This is a genomic window from Streptomyces sp. NPDC047880, from assembly GCF_040706515.1.
GTDB lineage: Bacteria > Actinomycetota > Actinomycetes > Streptomycetales > Streptomycetaceae > Streptomyces.
Window position 1 is genome coordinate 73,376 of sequence record NZ_JBEZOK010000003.1, and the last position, 14,683, is coordinate 88,058.

At 72.6% G+C, this 14,683-nt stretch carries 17 protein-coding genes; 10 read left to right on the forward strand and 7 right to left on the reverse strand.

Going from position 1 to position 14,683, the window contains the following annotated elements:
* Positions 1-15: 15 nt before the first annotated feature.
* Positions 16-1,692, reverse strand: a complete 1,677-nt coding sequence (locus AB0937_RS06205; protein ID WP_366709811.1) for an NAD-dependent malic enzyme — start codon at positions 1,690-1,692, stop codon at positions 16-18.
* A gap of 171 nt (positions 1,693-1,863) precedes the next feature.
* On the opposite strand from AB0937_RS06205, the gene AB0937_RS06210 reads away from it, so the two are divergent.
* Complete coding sequence (locus tag AB0937_RS06210; protein WP_366709813.1) at positions 1,864-2,094, forward strand: DUF6069 family protein; 231 nt, start codon at positions 1,864-1,866, stop codon at positions 2,092-2,094.
* A gap of 57 nt (positions 2,095-2,151) precedes the next feature.
* Positions 2,152-2,253: a hypothetical protein gene (locus tag AB0937_RS06215; protein WP_366709815.1), complete on the forward strand. Its 102-nt coding sequence runs from the start codon at positions 2,152-2,154 to the stop codon at positions 2,251-2,253.
* On the opposite strand, the gene AB0937_RS06220 is transcribed toward AB0937_RS06215, so the two are convergent.
* Entirely contained in the window at positions 2,228-2,392 is a 165-nt protein-coding gene (locus tag AB0937_RS06220; protein ID WP_366710249.1) for a hypothetical protein, read from the reverse strand. The genes AB0937_RS06215 and AB0937_RS06220 overlap by 26 nt on opposite strands.
* A gap of 121 nt (positions 2,393-2,513) precedes the next feature.
* Here AB0937_RS06220 and AB0937_RS06225 point away from each other — a divergent pair, with 121 nt between their 5' ends.
* From AB0937_RS06225 to hypA, 8 genes are all read left to right on the forward strand, one after another.
* Entirely contained in the window at positions 2,514-4,103 is a 1,590-nt protein-coding gene (locus AB0937_RS06225) for a hypothetical protein (RefSeq protein ID WP_366709816.1), read from the forward strand.
* Position 4,104: 1 nt separating this feature from the next.
* A complete protein-coding gene (locus AB0937_RS06230) occupies positions 4,105-5,193 on the forward strand; it encodes a hydrogenase expression protein HypE (RefSeq protein ID WP_366709818.1) in 1,089 nt (362 codons plus the stop codon).
* A 64-nt stretch (positions 5,194-5,257) separates the two neighbouring features.
* On the forward strand, positions 5,258-7,051 hold the full coding sequence (locus AB0937_RS06235) for a nickel-dependent hydrogenase large subunit (protein ID WP_366709819.1): 1,794 nt from the start codon (positions 5,258-5,260) through the stop codon (positions 7,049-7,051).
* The gene (locus AB0937_RS06240) at positions 7,044-7,595 is read left to right on the forward strand and encodes a NifU family protein (protein ID WP_366709820.1); all 552 of its coding nucleotides are present in this window, start codon (positions 7,044-7,046) and stop codon (positions 7,593-7,595) included. The genes AB0937_RS06235 and AB0937_RS06240 overlap by 8 nt, the downstream gene beginning before the upstream one ends.
* Positions 7,592-8,188, forward strand: coding sequence for a DUF5947 family protein (locus tag AB0937_RS06245; protein WP_366709822.1), 597 nt, complete (start codon positions 7,592-7,594; stop codon positions 8,186-8,188). Before AB0937_RS06240 ends, AB0937_RS06245 begins: the two co-directional genes overlap by 4 nt.
* A 42-nt stretch (positions 8,189-8,230) precedes the next feature.
* A complete protein-coding gene (locus tag AB0937_RS06250; protein WP_366709824.1) occupies positions 8,231-8,437 on the forward strand; it encodes a hypothetical protein in 207 nt (68 codons plus the stop codon).
* A gap of 34 nt (positions 8,438-8,471) precedes the next feature.
* Positions 8,472-8,663 carry a hypothetical protein gene (locus AB0937_RS06255; protein ID WP_366709825.1) on the forward strand — a complete coding sequence of 64 codons (192 nt, stop codon included), beginning with the start codon at positions 8,472-8,474 and terminating at the stop codon, positions 8,661-8,663.
* A gap of 7 nt (positions 8,664-8,670) precedes the next feature.
* On the forward strand, positions 8,671-9,021 hold the full coding sequence (gene hypA, locus AB0937_RS06260) for a hydrogenase maturation nickel metallochaperone HypA (protein WP_366709827.1): 351 nt from the start codon (positions 8,671-8,673) through the stop codon (positions 9,019-9,021).
* 53 nt (positions 9,022-9,074) lie between these two features.
* Here the strand turns inward: hypA and hypE are convergent, their stop codons facing one another.
* Genes hypE through hypB form a run of 5 tightly spaced genes read right to left on the reverse strand, consistent with a single transcriptional unit; the run spans position 9,075 to position 14,647 of the window.
* A complete protein-coding gene (hypE, locus tag AB0937_RS06265) occupies positions 9,075-10,145 on the reverse strand; it encodes a hydrogenase expression/formation protein HypE (RefSeq protein ID WP_366709828.1) in 1,071 nt (356 codons plus the stop codon).
* Positions 10,138-11,280: a hydrogenase formation protein HypD gene (gene hypD / locus AB0937_RS06270; RefSeq protein ID WP_366709830.1), complete on the reverse strand. Its 1,143-nt coding sequence runs from the start codon at positions 11,278-11,280 to the stop codon at positions 10,138-10,140. The genes hypE and hypD overlap by 8 nt, the downstream gene beginning before the upstream one ends.
* Complete coding sequence (locus tag AB0937_RS06275) at positions 11,277-11,597, reverse strand: HypC/HybG/HupF family hydrogenase formation chaperone (RefSeq protein ID WP_366709832.1); 321 nt, start codon at positions 11,595-11,597, stop codon at positions 11,277-11,279. Before AB0937_RS06275 ends, hypD begins: the two co-directional genes overlap by 4 nt.
* 3 nt (positions 11,598-11,600) lie before the next feature.
* A complete protein-coding gene (gene hypF, locus AB0937_RS06280) occupies positions 11,601-13,913 on the reverse strand; it encodes a carbamoyltransferase HypF (protein ID WP_366709834.1) in 2,313 nt (770 codons plus the stop codon).
* On the reverse strand, positions 13,910-14,647 hold the full coding sequence (gene hypB, locus AB0937_RS06285) for a hydrogenase nickel incorporation protein HypB (protein WP_366709835.1): 738 nt from the start codon (positions 14,645-14,647) through the stop codon (positions 13,910-13,912). Before hypB ends, hypF begins: the two co-directional genes overlap by 4 nt.
* Between the last annotated feature and the right edge of the window lie 36 nt (positions 14,648-14,683).

Genomic DNA, 14,683 nt, shown 5'->3' on the forward strand with positions numbered 1-14,683 from the left:
ACCGGCACACGGCCCCTAGTCCTCGTACCGGGGCGTCCACTGCGCCCGGGCGACGGCCTCTCGCAGTTCCTCCTCCGTGGCCCGCGGGGCCACCCCGTCCTCGACGGCGGCGAGGGCCGCGGCCAGCGCGATCTCGCGGGCGGACTCCCGCATGCCGGTCAGCGGCGGCAGCAGCGGCACGGGGAGGTCGTCGCCGTCCGCCGCCCGCACCGCGCACCGCGCCACGGCCCGGGCGGCCGCCACGAGCATGCGGTCCGTGACCCGTGTGGCCCCGCTCGCGGTCACCGCGAGGCCCATCGCCGGGAAGACGTAGACGTTGTTCGACTGCGCCACGGGCACCTCACGCCCGTCGACCTTCAGCGGCGGGAAGGGCGAGCCGGTGGCGATCAGCGCCCGCCCGTCGGTCCAGCGGGTGAGGTCGGCGGGGTCGGCCTCGGAGTGCGAGGTGGGGTTGGACAGCGGGAAGACGACGGGCCGTTCGCAGGTGGAGGCCATCTGCCGCACGATCTCCTCGGTGAACGCGCCGTGCGCCGTCGACAGCCCGATGAGCGCCGTCGGCTCGGCTCGGCGCACCACCTCGGCGAGGCCGGTGCCGTCCCAGTCGGCCACCTCACTGTCGTCGCGCGCGAACACCCGCTGCTGCGGGGTCAGTTCGGCACGGGAGGACACCAGCAGTCCGTCGACGTCGACGATCCAGAACCGCGCCGTCGCCTCGTCCTCCGGCAGTCCCTCGTCGACCATGGCCGTACGGATCATGTCGGCGACGCCGATGGCGGCAGACCCCGCTCCGAGGATCACCACGCGCTGCCCGGTGAGCGGGGTGCCGGCCACGTCCGCCGCCGTGGACAGGGCGCCGAGCGTGACGGCCGCGGTGCCCTGGATGTCGTCGTTGAACGTGAGCAGCCGATCCCGGTAGCGGGCGAGGATCGGGTGGGCGTGCGCCGTGGCGAAGTCCTCCCACTGCAGCAGCGTCCCGGGCAGCTCCGCCTCCACCGCCGAGACGAACGCCTCGATCATCTCGTCGTACTCGGCGCCGGTCAGCCTCCGGGCGCGCCGGCCGAGGTAGCGGGGGTTGTGGAGCAGGGTCTCGTTGTCGGTGCCGACGTCGAGCAGGACCGGCAGGGTGCGGGCGGGGTGGATGCCGCCGATCGCCGTGTAGAGGCTGAGCTTGCCGATGGGGATGCCCATGCCGCCGACGCCCTGGTCGCCGAGGCCGAGGATGCGCTGCCCGTCGGTGACGACGATGACGTCCACGTCGTGGTCCCGGTGCGGGCGGTTGCGCAGGATGTCGCGGAACCGGTGCCGGTCCTCCCAGGTCAGGAAGAGACCGCGCGGCCGCCGGTAGATCTCGCTGAACTTCTGGCAGGCCTCGCCCACCGTCGGCGTGTAGACGACGGGCAGCAGTTCCTCCAGGTACTCGGTGACCAGACGGTAGAAGAGCACCTCGTTGGTGTCCTGGAGCTGCCGCAGGTAGATGTGCCGGTTCAGGGGCTTGTCGTAGCCGTGGAACGCCTCGTAGGCGCGGGCGACCTGCTCGTCCAGCGTCTCCACGGCGGGCGGCAGCAGCCCGTCGATCCCGAGCTCTTCGCGTTCGCTGCGGCTGAAGGCGGTGCCCCGGTTGACCAGCGGGTCGGCCAGGGTCGTGACGGCGGGGCTGGTGGTGGGGCGGGGGTGATGTGTCGGCTGGTCCATGAGGGGACGCCTTCCCGTGACGCGCCGGTTCGTGCGGGTGACGTGTGCCATCCGGACGAACCACCGGCCCCGGGAAAACGTCCCCCGGGCACCGACGAGTTCCGCGCCGCCCTCCGGTCCACCTCTCCGGACGCCCCACCGCGCACCCAACCCCCGGCAGAAGAAGGTGGCATGAGTGTGACGACACCTCAGGCCCGGGCTCGGCGGACCGGGCCCGGCCTGCTCTCCGCACGCCCCGAGTGGCCGGCCGGCATTCCGGCGGTCCTCGCCGGAGCCGTGGTGACGGAGGCGTTCGCGCTCGTCGCGCGGGCCGCCGGTGTCCCGATGGAAGCGGCGAGTCCCGGGGCCGCGGAGGCCGAGGAGATCCCGGCCGGCGGCTTCTTCGGCGGGGTGCTGTTCTGATCGGTCGCCGGCATCGTCCTCGCCCGCTGGGCCGGGCGGCCCGCCCGCACCTTCACGGTGACCACCGTCGCCCTCACCCTGCTGTCCCTCATCGGCCCGGCTGTCGCACCGCACACCGCCACGTCCACCCAAGTCACTTCGCCGCGTCCCATGCGGTGACCGCCGCGGTCGTCGTCCCGCTGCCGGCGCGCAGGCTCTCCCACACGCGTCGCTGACCCCGCACCACCGGCACGGACCCGTCGCGCGTCTGGGCGCCGACGGGCCCGTCGGCGTGCCCCCCCGTCCTGCGCAGCCGCACGGTGACGACTGGACGACCACCCCGAACGGCCCAATCACGCTGCGCCGGAGGAGGCGACCTGAGATCAGCGGTGTGACCGTGGTGGAAGGGATGCGCGTGCACACAGGGACGAGGAGGCGCGATGGCGGAGGCACTGGTCGAGGGCGGCACGGAAGGCGCTGCCACGACGGACGGCGCAGACCCCTGCCCGGGCGTCTTCGAGCAGCTCAGCGCCGTCGCCGACGCCGTCCTCTACGAGGGCTACCTCCTGTACCCCTACCGCCGCTCCTCCACGAAGAACCGCGTCCGCTGGCAGTTCGGCGTGCTCTTCCCCCGGGACTGGGTGGAGGCGGACGGTCCCGTCACCCCCGGTGTCTCCGGTTCCGCCGACTCCTGGTACCAGCAGACCGAGTGCCTGCTGCGGATCCGGCGGCCGGACAGCGCCCGCGTCCGGGTGCGGGTGCGCTACCTCCAGATGCAGCGCAAGCAGGTGGAAGAGGCGGGCCGGCCCGTCGAGTCCCTGCGCACCGGCGACGGCGCGGTGCATCTGACCTTCGACGAGGCCCTGCCGCGCGAGTGCGAGGTCGGGGCCCCGCTCGACGAACTCCTCCGGGACGCACGGGTCGTCGCGGTGAGCGCCGCGGCGGGTGAGGACGTCGAGACGCTGCCCGACGACGCCGGGCGGGTGGTGCGCAGCCGCGAGGAGATCCTGGCCGAGACCACCGTCACCGCCGAGCGGCTCTCCGACGACCTGTGCCGGATCCGCGTACGGACCACGAACACCGCGCCCGCCCCGCCACCTCACACGCCCCGGGACGAGGCACTGCGCCAGGCCCTCATCGCGACGCACACCCTCATCGGCGGCGACGGGGTGGAGTTCGTCTCGCTCATCGACCCGCCGACGGACCTGGACGCACCCGTGCGCGCGTGCCGCAACGAGTTCACCTTCCCGGTGCTCGGCGGCGAGACCGGGGACACCGCACCCGTCCTGCTGTCCGCGCCGATCATCCTGCCCGACCACCCCCAGGTCGCCCCCGAGAGCCCCGGCGACCTGCACGACGCGGCGGAGATCGACGAGATCCTCACCCTGCGCACGATGCTGCTGACCGACGAGGAGAAGCGCGAGGCGCGAGCCACCGACCCGCGGGCGGCGGCGATCCTCGACCGGGTCGACACCATGCCGCAGGAGGTCTTCGAGCGACTGCACGGCGCCGTCCGCTCCCTGACACCGGCCGCCCCCACGGCGCCGGCCGATCACCCCAAGACCCGCGTCACCCCCACCACGCCGGCCGACCGTCCCGTCACCCTCGTCACCCCCACGGCGTCCGCGGACCGCCCCGCCTGGTGGCAGGAAGGCGGCGACGACGGTCTCTCCCCGACCACCGACACCGTGCTCGTCGACGGCGTACGGCTCGGCGGCGGCAGCCGGGTCCGGCTGCGCCCCCGGGGACGCGGCGCCGACGCCCAGGACATGTTCCTGGCCGGGCGGACCGCCGAGGTCGCCGCCGTCTTCCACGACGTGGACGGCAGCGTGCACCTCGCCGTCACCCTCGACGACGACCCGGCCGCCGAACTGAACAACTGGTACGGCCGCTTCCACTACTTCCGGCCCGACGAGCTCGAACCCCTCGAGCCCGCCGGATCCCCGGACGAGCCGTCGGCACCGGCTCCCGCCGCAGCTCCCGCGCGGCACACGACCGACTCCGAGACCCCCGCAGCGGAGGCCGAGTGACATGACCACCCACAGCAGCACCGAAGAAGTCAGCAAGGAACCCGAACGGTCCGAGGACCGGCAGGGCATCGACGAGATCCACATCCTCTGGATCTCCGAGGGCATGAGCTGTGACGGCGACACCGTCTCGCTCACCGCCGCCGACCAGCCCTCCATCGAGGACCTGGTGCTCGGGCTGATCCCGGGCCTGCCGAAGGTGAACCTCGTCAACAAGGTTCTCTCGCCCAGCCTCGGCGGCGAGGACTTCCTCGCGCCCTACCGAGCGGCCGTACGCGGCGAACTGGGCCCGTTCATCCTCGTCATCGAGGGCTCGATCCCCAACCAGAACATCATCGAGGGCGACGGTTACTGGACGTCCTTCGGCAACGACCCGGAGACCGGCGAGCCGCAGACCCTCAACTGGTGGATCGACCAACTGGCCCCCAAGGCCTGGGCGGTGGTGGCCGCCGGCACCTGCGCCACCTTCGGCGGCATCCACGCCATGTCCGGCAACCCGACGGGCTGCATGGGCCTCGCCGACTACCTGGGCTGGGACTACACCTCCCAGGCTGGCCTGCCCGTCGTCAACGTGCCCGGCTGCCCGATCCAGCCCGAGAACTTCATGGAGACCCTGATCTGGGTCCTCTACCACGCGGCCGGTTCCGCACCCCCGCCGCCGCTGGACCACATGCTGCGCCCCCAGTGGCTGTTCGGGAAGACGGTCCACGAGGGCTGCGACCGCGGCTCGTACTACGAGCAGGCCAACTTCGCCACGGACTACAACTCGCCCAAGTGCCTGGTCAAGACGGGCTGCTGGGGTCCGGTCGTCAACTGCAACGTGCCCAAGCGCGGCTGGATGGCCGGCATCGGCGGCTGCCCCAACGTGGGCGGCATCTGCATCGGCTGCACGATGCCTGGCTTCCCCGACGCGTTCATGCCGTTCATGGACGAGCCCCCGGGCAGCACCCTGTCGTCCCTGGTCATCAAGCCGTACGGGGCCGTCGTCCGCCGGCTGCGCGGCATGACCAACGAGCTGGTCAACCACGAGCCCAGATGGCGCCACAACAAGCGCAAGCTGACCAGCGGTTACGACCCCCACTGGCGCGCCTGATGAGGCCTTCCCGCAGCAAGCCCACCACCCCACACACCATCGACAGCGAGGGGCAGTACCGCAGATGACCACCACCGAGGCGCGGCCCACGGACCGCAAGCCGCCACAGCTCGTGGACATGTCCTGGGATCCGATCACACGGATCATCGGGAACCTGGGCATCTACACGAAGATCGATTTCGCCAACCGGGAAGTCGTCGAATGTCACAGCACCTCGTCGCTGTTCCGCGGCTACTCGGTGTTCATGAAGGGCAAGGACCCGCGCGACGCGGGCTTCATCACGTCCCGGATCTGCGGCATCTGCGGCGACAACCACACCACCTGCTCCGACTACGCCCAGCAGATGGCCTACGGCGTCAAACCGCCCCCGCTGGCCGAGCACATCGTCAACCTCGGCGAGGCCGCCGAGTACATGTTCGACCACACGATCTTCCAGGACAACCTGGTCTTCGTGGACTTCTGCGAGGCGATGGTCAAGGCCACCAACCCCGGAGTCCTGGCCCGCGCCGAGCGGACCGAGGCCCCCCGCGGCGAGATCCACGGCTACCGCACGATCGCCGACATCATGAAGGCCTTCAACCCCTTCGAGGGCGAGGTCTACAAGGAGGCCCTGAAGGTCAGCCGGGTCACCCGCGAGATGTTCTGCCTGATGGAGGGGCGGCACGTCCACCCCTCCACGCTGTACCCGGGCGGCGTCGGCACGATGCCGCAGCCGACCGTCTTCACCGACTACCTCAGCCGCCTCATGCGGGTCATCGACTTCGTGAAGAAGGCCGTCGCCATGAACGACGACGTCTTCGACTTCTTCTACGAGGCACTGCCCGGCTACGAGGAGGTCGGCCGCCGCCGCACCCTGCTGGGCTGCTGGGGGGCCTTCCAGGACCCCAAGGTCGTCGACTACCGCTACGAGACGATGAACACCTGGGGCAAGGCGATGTACGTCACCCCCGGGATCATCGTCGACGGCGAGCTGGTCACCAACAACCTCGTCGACATCAACCTCGGCCTGCGCATCATGCTCGGCAGCTCCTACTACGAGGACTGGGTCAACGAGCAGCCGTTCGTCACCCACGACCCGCTCGGCAACCCCGTCGACATGCGCCACCCGTGGAACCAGACGACCGTCCCGGTGCCGCAGAAGCGCAACTTCGACGACAAGTACAGCTGGGTGATGAGCCCCCGCTGGTTCGACCAGCGCACCGGCGACCACCTCGCCCTCGACACCGGCGGCGGCCCCCTGGCCCGTCTGTGGTCGACCGCGCTGAGCGGCCTGGTCGACACCCCCTACGTCAAGGCCACCGGCCACAGCGTGCGCATCTCCCTGCCCAAGGGCGAGTCCCTGCCGGAGACCACCCTGGAGTGGCGCATCCCGCAGTGGAGCAACACCATCGAACGCGACCGCGCCCGGCCCTACTTCATCGCGTACGCGGCCGCCATGGCCCTGCAGTTCCTCGACGAGGCCATGGGGATGGTGCGCGCGGGCGAGACCAAGGTGTTCGAGAACTACGAGGTGCCCGACGAGGCGATCGGCTGCGGCTTCCACGAGGCGGTGCGCGGCGTCCTCTCCCACCACCTGGTGATCAAGGACAAGAAGATCGCCAACTACCACCCGTACCCGCCCACCCCGTGGAACGCCAGCCCCCGCGACATGTACGGCACCCCCGGCCCGTACGAGGACGCCGTCCAGGGCCAGCCCATCTTCGAGGAGAACGGGCCCGACGACTTCAAGGGCGTCGACATCATGCGCACGGTCCGCAGCTTCGACCCGTGTCTGCCGTGCGGTGTGCACATGTACGTCGGCAAGGGCAAGACGCTGACGACCCTGCACTCGCCGACGTACGGGGCGAACCATGGCTGAGGCCGCCCGCGCACGGCTGACCGACCCGGATGTCGAGGCCCGGCTCGCCCGGCTCGACCAGGCGCTGGAAAGCCTCGAGTCCGCCCCCGGCCCCACGACCCGCTCCGCGACCGAGGCGGTGGCCCTGCTGACCGAGGTCTACGGCGAGGCCCTGGCCCGCGTCCTGGACCAGGCGGACGAGCGACTGGCCGAGCGCCTCGCCGACGACGAGCTGCTCGGGCACCTCATGGTGCTGCACGACATCCACCCCGAGCCCGCCGAACGCCGGGCGGCCCGCGCGGTCGAACGGCTTCGGCCCGCCGTACAGGAGCGGGGCGGCGACGTGGAGTGGGCCGGGGTCGAAGGGCAGGTCGCCCGGGTCCGTCTGACGACGGGCGGCGGCGGATGCGGGTCCGGCTGCGGCGGCGGAGGTTCGGAGGTCACCGACGCGGTCCGCGCGGCGGTGCTCGCCGTGGCCCCCGAGCTGACGGAGGTGGAGCCCCTGACCGAGACGGCCCCCGCCTTCGTCCCGCTGACCTCACTGACGCACCGGAGCGCACCGTGACCACCGACGGGGCACTGGCCCGCCTCATCCGCTCCTCGGCCGACCGCACGGCGGCGGCCGAGAGGGAGGTGTGCGACCTGTGCGCCGCGCCGGTCGCCGACGAGCACGCCCACCTGTACGACACCGGGCAGGAGGAGGTGCGCTGCGCCTGCGGCCCCTGCTCCGTGCTGTTCGCCGACGCGGCGGCGGGGGACGGTACGTACCGTCCCGTGCCCCGGCGCCGGATCCGGCTGCCCGAGGTCGACACGGCCGCGCTGGGCGTACCGGTCGGCCTGGTCTTCTTCGTGCCCCGGGCCGACGGCACCGTCATCGCCGAGGGCCCGAGCCCCGCGGGAGCCATGCGCTGGGAGGTGGACGCGGCGGCCTGGCAGGAGCTGGCCCGGACGTGTCCACCGCTCGAGACCGTGGAACCCGAGGTGGAGGCGCTGCTGGTGAACACCGTCCACGGCCTCGACCACCACTGGATCGTGCCGATCGACGACTGTTACCGGATGGTCGCCGTCGTACGCCGGGAGTGGCGGGGTCTGTCCGGCGGCGGCCGGGTATGGCCGGCCGTCCAGCAGTTCTTCGAGGACCTCACCGAGCGGCCATAGCCACGCACTCCGCAGGTCGGAGGCGAGAAAGGAGAGCACCCCATGGGCAGCATCAGAGTGGGCCGGCCTCAGGCGAAGCCCGACACGCCCCGGCACATCGTCGGGATGCACCAGGGCAACAAGGGACCGCGCGAGCGGCAGAAGGGGCACCACGTGGACGGCACCGCCGACGCGCGCCGCTCCACGGGGATCCACTGGAAGCGGCATGACGCCCTCGTCGAGACCATGCCGAACATCTCGCCGGGATGAACACCGTGATGCGAACGAGCAGGGAGTCGCCGCAATGAAACGAGCACGCAGCACCGTCATGCGCAGGCGGGGCGGGATGAGCGGGCAGCGGGTGCTGAAGACCGAGGCCGTCCTGGTGGGCGGCGCGGCCCTGGCCCTGCTGTGCTGGGAGTGGCCCAGTCTGAGGCGCGAGATGCGGATCTGGCGGATGGCGGGCGGGTTCCGCGCCGGCCGCCGCTACCCGTGAGCCGGCCGTGCACGAACTGTCGATCGCGACCGCGATCATCGAGCGGGCCGGCGAGCTGGCCCGGGCGGACGGGACGGACGCCGTCTCGAAGGTGACCGTCCGGGTCGGCGAGCTGGCGGGCGTCGTCCCCGACGCCCTGGACTTCGCCTTCGAGGTGGCCCGTGACGGTACGTCCCTCGCAGGGGCACGGCTCGTCGTCGAGCAGGTCCCCGCGCAGGCCTGGTGCGGCCCGTGCGCCGAGGAGTTCGCGGTGGGCATGCCCCCGTTCTTCTGGTGCCCGCGCTGCGACCAGCCCTCCAGCGACCTGCGCAGCGGCCGGGAGCTGGAGATCGCCGGGATCGAGCCGGTTCCGGCGTAGACAGCAGGAGGGTCCCGCCGGCGGACCGGCGGGACCCTCCTGCTGTCCGGTGGTCAGCAGATACGCGGCAGCTGCTCCCCGAGGGGGAGGTCCACCACCCGCGTCCCGCCGAGTCCGGTGGCGACCACCACCATGCCCGGGTGCTCGGCGACGCACTCGCCGATCCGTGCCGCCCCGGCACCCTGCGGATGGGCCCGCATGGCCGCCAGCACCTCCTCCGCCTCCGCAGGGGGAACGAAGGCCACCAGCCGCCCCTCGTTGGCGACGTACAGCGGATCGAGCCCGAGGAAACCGCAGGCGTTCGCCACCGCGTCCGGCACCGGGATCGCCCTCTCCTGCAGCCGGACACCGGTCCCGGAGGCGCGGGCGATCTCGTTCAGCGAGGCGCCCAGGCCGCCCCTGGTGGGATCGCGCAGCACATGGACGTCCGGCGTGACGGCCAGCATGGCCGCCACCAGATCCGCCAGCGGCGCGGTGTCGCTGGCGACCTCCACCCCGAACTCCAGGCCCTCCCGGACGCTCATGATCGCCACGCCGTGCAGCCCGATGGGCCCGCTGACGATGACCGCGTCCCCGGGCCGGGCACGCTGGGGCCGGATGTCCACCTCGTCCGGCACGAGCCCGACCCCGGCGGTGGTGACGTACACCCCGTCGCCGTGCCCGGACTCCACCACCTTGGTGTCACCCGTGGCGATCGTGACCCCGGCGGCCTCGGCAGCCGCCCCCATCGAGCGTGCGATCCGCTCGACGACCGACAGCTCCACGCCCTCCTCCAGGACGAAGGCGGCGGACAGGTACGCGGGCCGGGCGCCGCTCATGGCGAGGTCGTTGACGGTGCCGTTGACCGCGAGGTCCCCGAGGCAGCCGCCGGGGAAGAACAGCGGCCGGACCACGTAGGAGTCGGTGGAGAAGGCCAGCCGCGCGCCGCCCAGTTCGAGGACGGCGGAGTCGCCGAGCCCGGCCAGGGTGGCATTGCCGTAGGCCGGGGTGAAGATCTGCTCCATCAGCTCCGCCGACAGCGCACCCCCGCCGCCGTGCCCCATGACCACCACCCCCTGGTCGCGCAGCGGTGCGGGGCAGGTCCAGTTGGCCGGGTCGACCACATCGGCGAGTCGCTCAGACAACGGGGGTCACCTCCTGCCGCACGGCCCCGCCGGCCTGCTGTGCCGGGGCGTTCATCCGTCGGTAGAGGTAGTACGCCGCGCAGGCGCCCTCGCTGGAGACCATGGTGGCGCCGAGCGGGGTGCGCGGGGTGCAGGTGGTGCCGAACGCGGCGCACTCGGTCGGCTTGATCAGGCCCTGGAGCACCTCGCCGGCCCGGCATTCGGCGGGCTCCTCGGTGCGGATCCCGCCGACGTCGAAGCGGTGCTCCGCGTCGTACGCCCGGAAGGCGTCGGTCAGGCGCCAGCCGCTGCCGGGGATCCGCCCGATGCCCCGCCAGGACCGGTCGGTGACCTCGAAGACCTCCTCGATCATGCGCACCGCGGCCGGGTTGCCCTCTTCGCGTACGGCGCGCGGGTAGGCGTTCTCCACCCGGTGCTCCCCGCGCTCCAGCTGGCGGACCGCCCGGCGGATGCCCTCCAGGATGTCCAGCGGCTCGAACCCGGTCACCACCAACGGCACGCGGAACCGCTCGGCGAGCTCCGGGTACTCGGCCATCCCCATCACACTGCACACGTGCCCGGCGGCCAGGAAGCCCTGCACGCGGCACTCGGGCGCCGTCATGATCGCCTCGACGGCCGGGGGTACCCGCACGTGCGACACCAGCAGGCTGAAGTTGGTCAGGCCCAGGCGACGCGCCTGGTGCACGGCCATCGCGTTGGCCGGGGCGGTGGTCTCGAAGCCGATCGCGAAGAACACCACCTCCCGGTCCGGGTTGCGGCGGGCCAGTTCCAGGGCGTCCAGCGGCGAGTACACCACCCGTACGTCGCCGCCCTCGCCCTTGACCCGGAACAGGTCGCGGTCGGTGCCCGGCACCCGCAGCATGTCGCCGAAGGAGCAGAAGATCACCCCGGGCCGCGAGGCGATCTCCAGCGCCTGGTCGATGACCTCCAGCGGCGTGACACAGACCGGACAGCCGGGCCCGTGGATCAACTCGACCTGTTCGGGGAGCAGTTGGTCGATGCCGTGCCGGATGATCGAGTGGGTCTGCCCGCCGCACACCTCCATCAGGGCCCAGGGCCGGGTGGCGGTGGCACGGATCTCGTCCAGCAGGCGCCGCGCCAGCTGGGGGTCGTTGAACTCGTCGATGTACTTCACCGGGCCTCACTCCCGCTGTCCTGGGGCTCCGTCACCGCGGCGGTGCCCGCCTCCTTGGCCGCCTGCTCCCAGGCGTCCCCGAACTCCTCCTCCAGCAGCCCCAGTTCCTCGAACAGCCGCAGGGACGCCAGGGCCGACTCCTCGTCCAGGCGCTGGAGCGCGAAACCGACGTGCACGATCACGTACTCACCCACCTTCACGTCGGACACGTACTCCAGACACGCCTGTTTCTGCACACCGCCGAAGTCGATCAGCCCGGTGAGCGGGTCGGCGCTGTCGTCGATGGACACGACCTTGCCGGGCACTGCCAAACACATGGGTCACTCCTCCTGTCGTAGGTGCGCCGCGACCACCAGCTGGCCGAGGGCCAGCCCGCCGTCGTTCGGCGGGACTTCGCCGTGCCGGAGCACCGCGAAACCGTCTTCGGACAGCAGCCGCGCGCACTCCTCCTCCAGCAGCGCGTTGGCGAACACCCCGCCGCTGAGGGCGACGGTGGCCAGGCCGGTGTCCTGACGCGCACGCCGGCAGATCTCCGCCACCGTCCGCGCCACGCCTCGGTGGAAGCGGGCCGCGAGTACGGCGGCCGGTGTGCCGCGCCGCAGACCGGCGATCAGCGCGCCGAGCACGGGTGCCGGGTCGAGATCCCCGGCGAAGGCGTACGCCGACCCGTCGGCGTCCCACGCCGAAGCGGCCGCCGCCTCCAGCTCCAGCGCGGCCTGGGCCTCGTACCCCGCGCGGTGGCACACGCCCACGAGCGAGGACACGGCGTCGAAGAGCCGGCCCATGCTGGAGGTCGCCACACACGCCAGACCTCCGGACAACTGCCGTTCGAGCAGGCCGAGTTCGTCCGGTGCGCAGGCGGTCACGCACGGCAGGTCCGCGTCCCACGGCAGTCCCGCCGCCCACAGCCGGGCCAGGGCCAGACGGCAGGGGTTGGCGACCCCCGCGTCGCCACCGGGCAGCGGGGCGGGGGCGAGGTGGGCGTAGCGGCGGAAGCCGGTGTAGTCGGCGAGGAGGACCTCGCCGCCCCAGACGGTGCCGTCGTCGCCGTAGCCCGTGCCGTCGAACGCGACGCCGATCACGGGGGTGGTGCCGTCGAGGCCGTGCTCGGCCATCGCGGAGGCGATGTGCGCGTGATGGTGCTGGACCAGTGCGGGGGCGTGCCCGGCCAGTCGGGCGGCCCACCGCGTCGAGTGGTACCCGGGGTGCCGGTCGGCGGCGACCAGTTCGGGGCTCACGCCGGTGAGGGCCCGCAGGTGCGCGTCCGCCCTCCGGGCCGCCTCCAGGGTGGTCAGGTCGCCCATGTCGCCGATGTGCGGGCCGAACCAGGCCTGGTCGCCCGCTGCGAGGCACAGAGCGTTCTTCAGGTCACCGCCCACGGCGAGGGCGGGCCGCACCGGCACCGGAAGCCGCAGCGGACGGGGCACGAAGCCCCGCGAGCGGCGCAGCACCTGTTCGGTGCCCTCGGGCCGCACCCGCAGCAGGGAGTCGTCGCAGGGGGAGGCGATGGGCCGGTCGTGGGCCAGCCAGGCGTCGGCCAGCCCGGCCAGCCGGCCCAGCGCCTCGTCGTCGTCCGTGACGATCGGCTCCCCGGAACGGTTGCCGCTGGTCATGACCAGCACGCGCGGGCCGGGCGGGTCACCGGGCAGGCCGAACAGCAGGGTGTGCAGGGGCGTGTAGGGCAGCATCACGCCGAGGTGCGGACTGCCGGGGCAGACGCCGGGCGCGAGGCCGTTCGCCTCCGGGCGCCGGCGCAGCAGGACGATGGGGCGGCGGGCGCCGGTGAGCGCGGCCCGTTCGGACGAGGAGAGCAGGGCGATGCGCCGTACCTCGTCTAGGCCCGCGCACATCACCGCGAACGGCTTGCCGCCGCGTGCCTTGCGGGTGCGCAGGGTGCCGACGGCCCGTGCGTCGGCCGCGTCGCAGGCCAGGTGGTAGCCGCCGAGGCCCTTGACGGCGACGATCCGCCCGGCCGCCAGCAACGCCCGTGCCGACGCCAGGGCTTCGCCATCCCGGGCCGGGCGGACCCCGCTCCCGGACGCGGGCACCAGAGTGAGCCGGGGGCCGCAGTCGGGGCAGGCCACGGGCTGGGCGTGGAAGCGACGGTCGAGGGGGTCGCCGTACTCCCGGGCGCACCCCGCGCACATCGGGAAACCGGACATGGTCGTGACCGCCCGGTCGTACGGCATGCCCGTGGCGATGGTGAAGCGGGGGCCGCAGTGCGTGCAGGTGACGAACGGGTGCCGGTGCCGGCGGTCGGAGGGATCGCCCAGCTCCCGCAGGCAGTCCGGGCAGGTCGCCGTGTCGGGCGGGAGCAGGGTGCTGCCGGGGGAGCGGTCGGTGGAGCGGATGTCGAAGGTGCCGCCGGTGCCCGTCGCGGGCAGGTCCTCGAAGCCCATGCCGGTGACGGTGGCCAGCGGCGGCGGCTGCTCGGCCAGCCGGTCGCAGAAGTCGGAGACGCCGTCCGGCGGGCCCTCCACCTCGATGAGGACGCCGCTCGCCGTATTGCCCACGAAACCGGTGAGCGCGAGCTCCGTGGCGAGGCGGTGCACGAACGGGCGGAACCCCACACCCTGCACGGTGCCCCGCACGGTGACGCGACGGCGCACCGCCCGGGCGGCGGGCGCCGTCACGATACGAGGCCGGCTTCGGCGCCCTCGTGGCTGTGGGTGTGCGGGCGGGGCGCCAGGGGCGGCCGGTGGGCGGGGGACCCGTCCAGGACGCCGAGCACCCGCTCCAGAAGGGCGTCGACGCCGGTGCCGGTGCGGGCGCAGGACCGCACCACCTCCACCCCGGGGTTGACCCGCTGGACGTTCGTCTCGAACGCCGCCTCGTCGAACCCGGCCGGTCCGGCCAGATCGGTCTTCGTCAGCACCACCAGGTGGGCGGACCCGAAGGCCGTGGGGTACTTGAGGGGCTTGTCCTCGCCCTCCGTCACCGCCATGAGCACGATCCGCAGGCTCTCGCCGAGGTCGTAGGACGCGGGGCAGACGAGGTTGCCGACGTTCTCGACGAACAGCAGCGAGGTCCCCTCGGGCAGCCAGCTCTCCACGTGACCGCGCAGCTGCCGCGCCTCCAGGTGGCACAGCCCGTCCGTCAGGAGCTGCTTCACCGGGGCTCCCGAACGGGCCAGCCGGTCGGCGTCGTTCTCGGTCGCCAGGTCGGCGGTGAGCGCGGCCACCGGAAGGCTCTGCTCCACCGCCCTGGCCAGCACCCGCCCGAGCAGTTCCGTCTTGCCGCTGCCTGGGCTGGACAGCAGGTTGACCACGCTCACTCCGCGCCGGGCCAGCTCCTCGCGCAGGCCCGCGGCCAGCCCGTCGTTCTTGGCCAGGACGGCCCGGGTGACCTCGTTCACGGAATCGCACATGGGCGCCGCTCCTCGCGCGTCGGTAGGGAAATCGTT

Bases quoted from the DNA above. Each gene is read 5' to 3' on its own strand.
- AB0937_RS06205 (WP_366709811.1), bottom strand. From the start codon at position 1,692: ATGGACCAGCCGACACATCACCCCCGCCCCACCACCAGCCCCGCCGTC.
- AB0937_RS06210 (WP_366709813.1), top strand. From the start codon at position 1,864: ATGAGTGTGACGACACCTCAGGCCCGGGCTCGGCGGACCGGGCCCGGC.
- AB0937_RS06225 (WP_366709816.1), top strand. From the start codon at position 2,514: ATGGCGGAGGCACTGGTCGAGGGCGGCACGGAAGGCGCTGCCACGACG.
- AB0937_RS06230 (WP_366709818.1), top strand. From the start codon at position 4,105: ATGACCACCCACAGCAGCACCGAAGAAGTCAGCAAGGAACCCGAACGG.
- AB0937_RS06235 (WP_366709819.1), top strand. From the start codon at position 5,258: ATGACCACCACCGAGGCGCGGCCCACGGACCGCAAGCCGCCACAGCTC.
- AB0937_RS06240 (WP_366709820.1), top strand. From the start codon at position 7,044: ATGGCTGAGGCCGCCCGCGCACGGCTGACCGACCCGGATGTCGAGGCC.
- AB0937_RS06250 (WP_366709824.1), top strand. From the start codon at position 8,231: ATGGGCAGCATCAGAGTGGGCCGGCCTCAGGCGAAGCCCGACACGCCC.
- AB0937_RS06255 (WP_366709825.1), top strand. From the start codon at position 8,472: ATGAAACGAGCACGCAGCACCGTCATGCGCAGGCGGGGCGGGATGAGC.
- AB0937_RS06275 (WP_366709832.1), bottom strand. From the start codon at position 11,597: ATGTGTTTGGCAGTGCCCGGCAAGGTCGTGTCCATCGACGACAGCGCC.
- hypB (WP_366709835.1), bottom strand. From the start codon at position 14,647: ATGTGCGATTCCGTGAACGAGGTCACCCGGGCCGTCCTGGCCAAGAAC.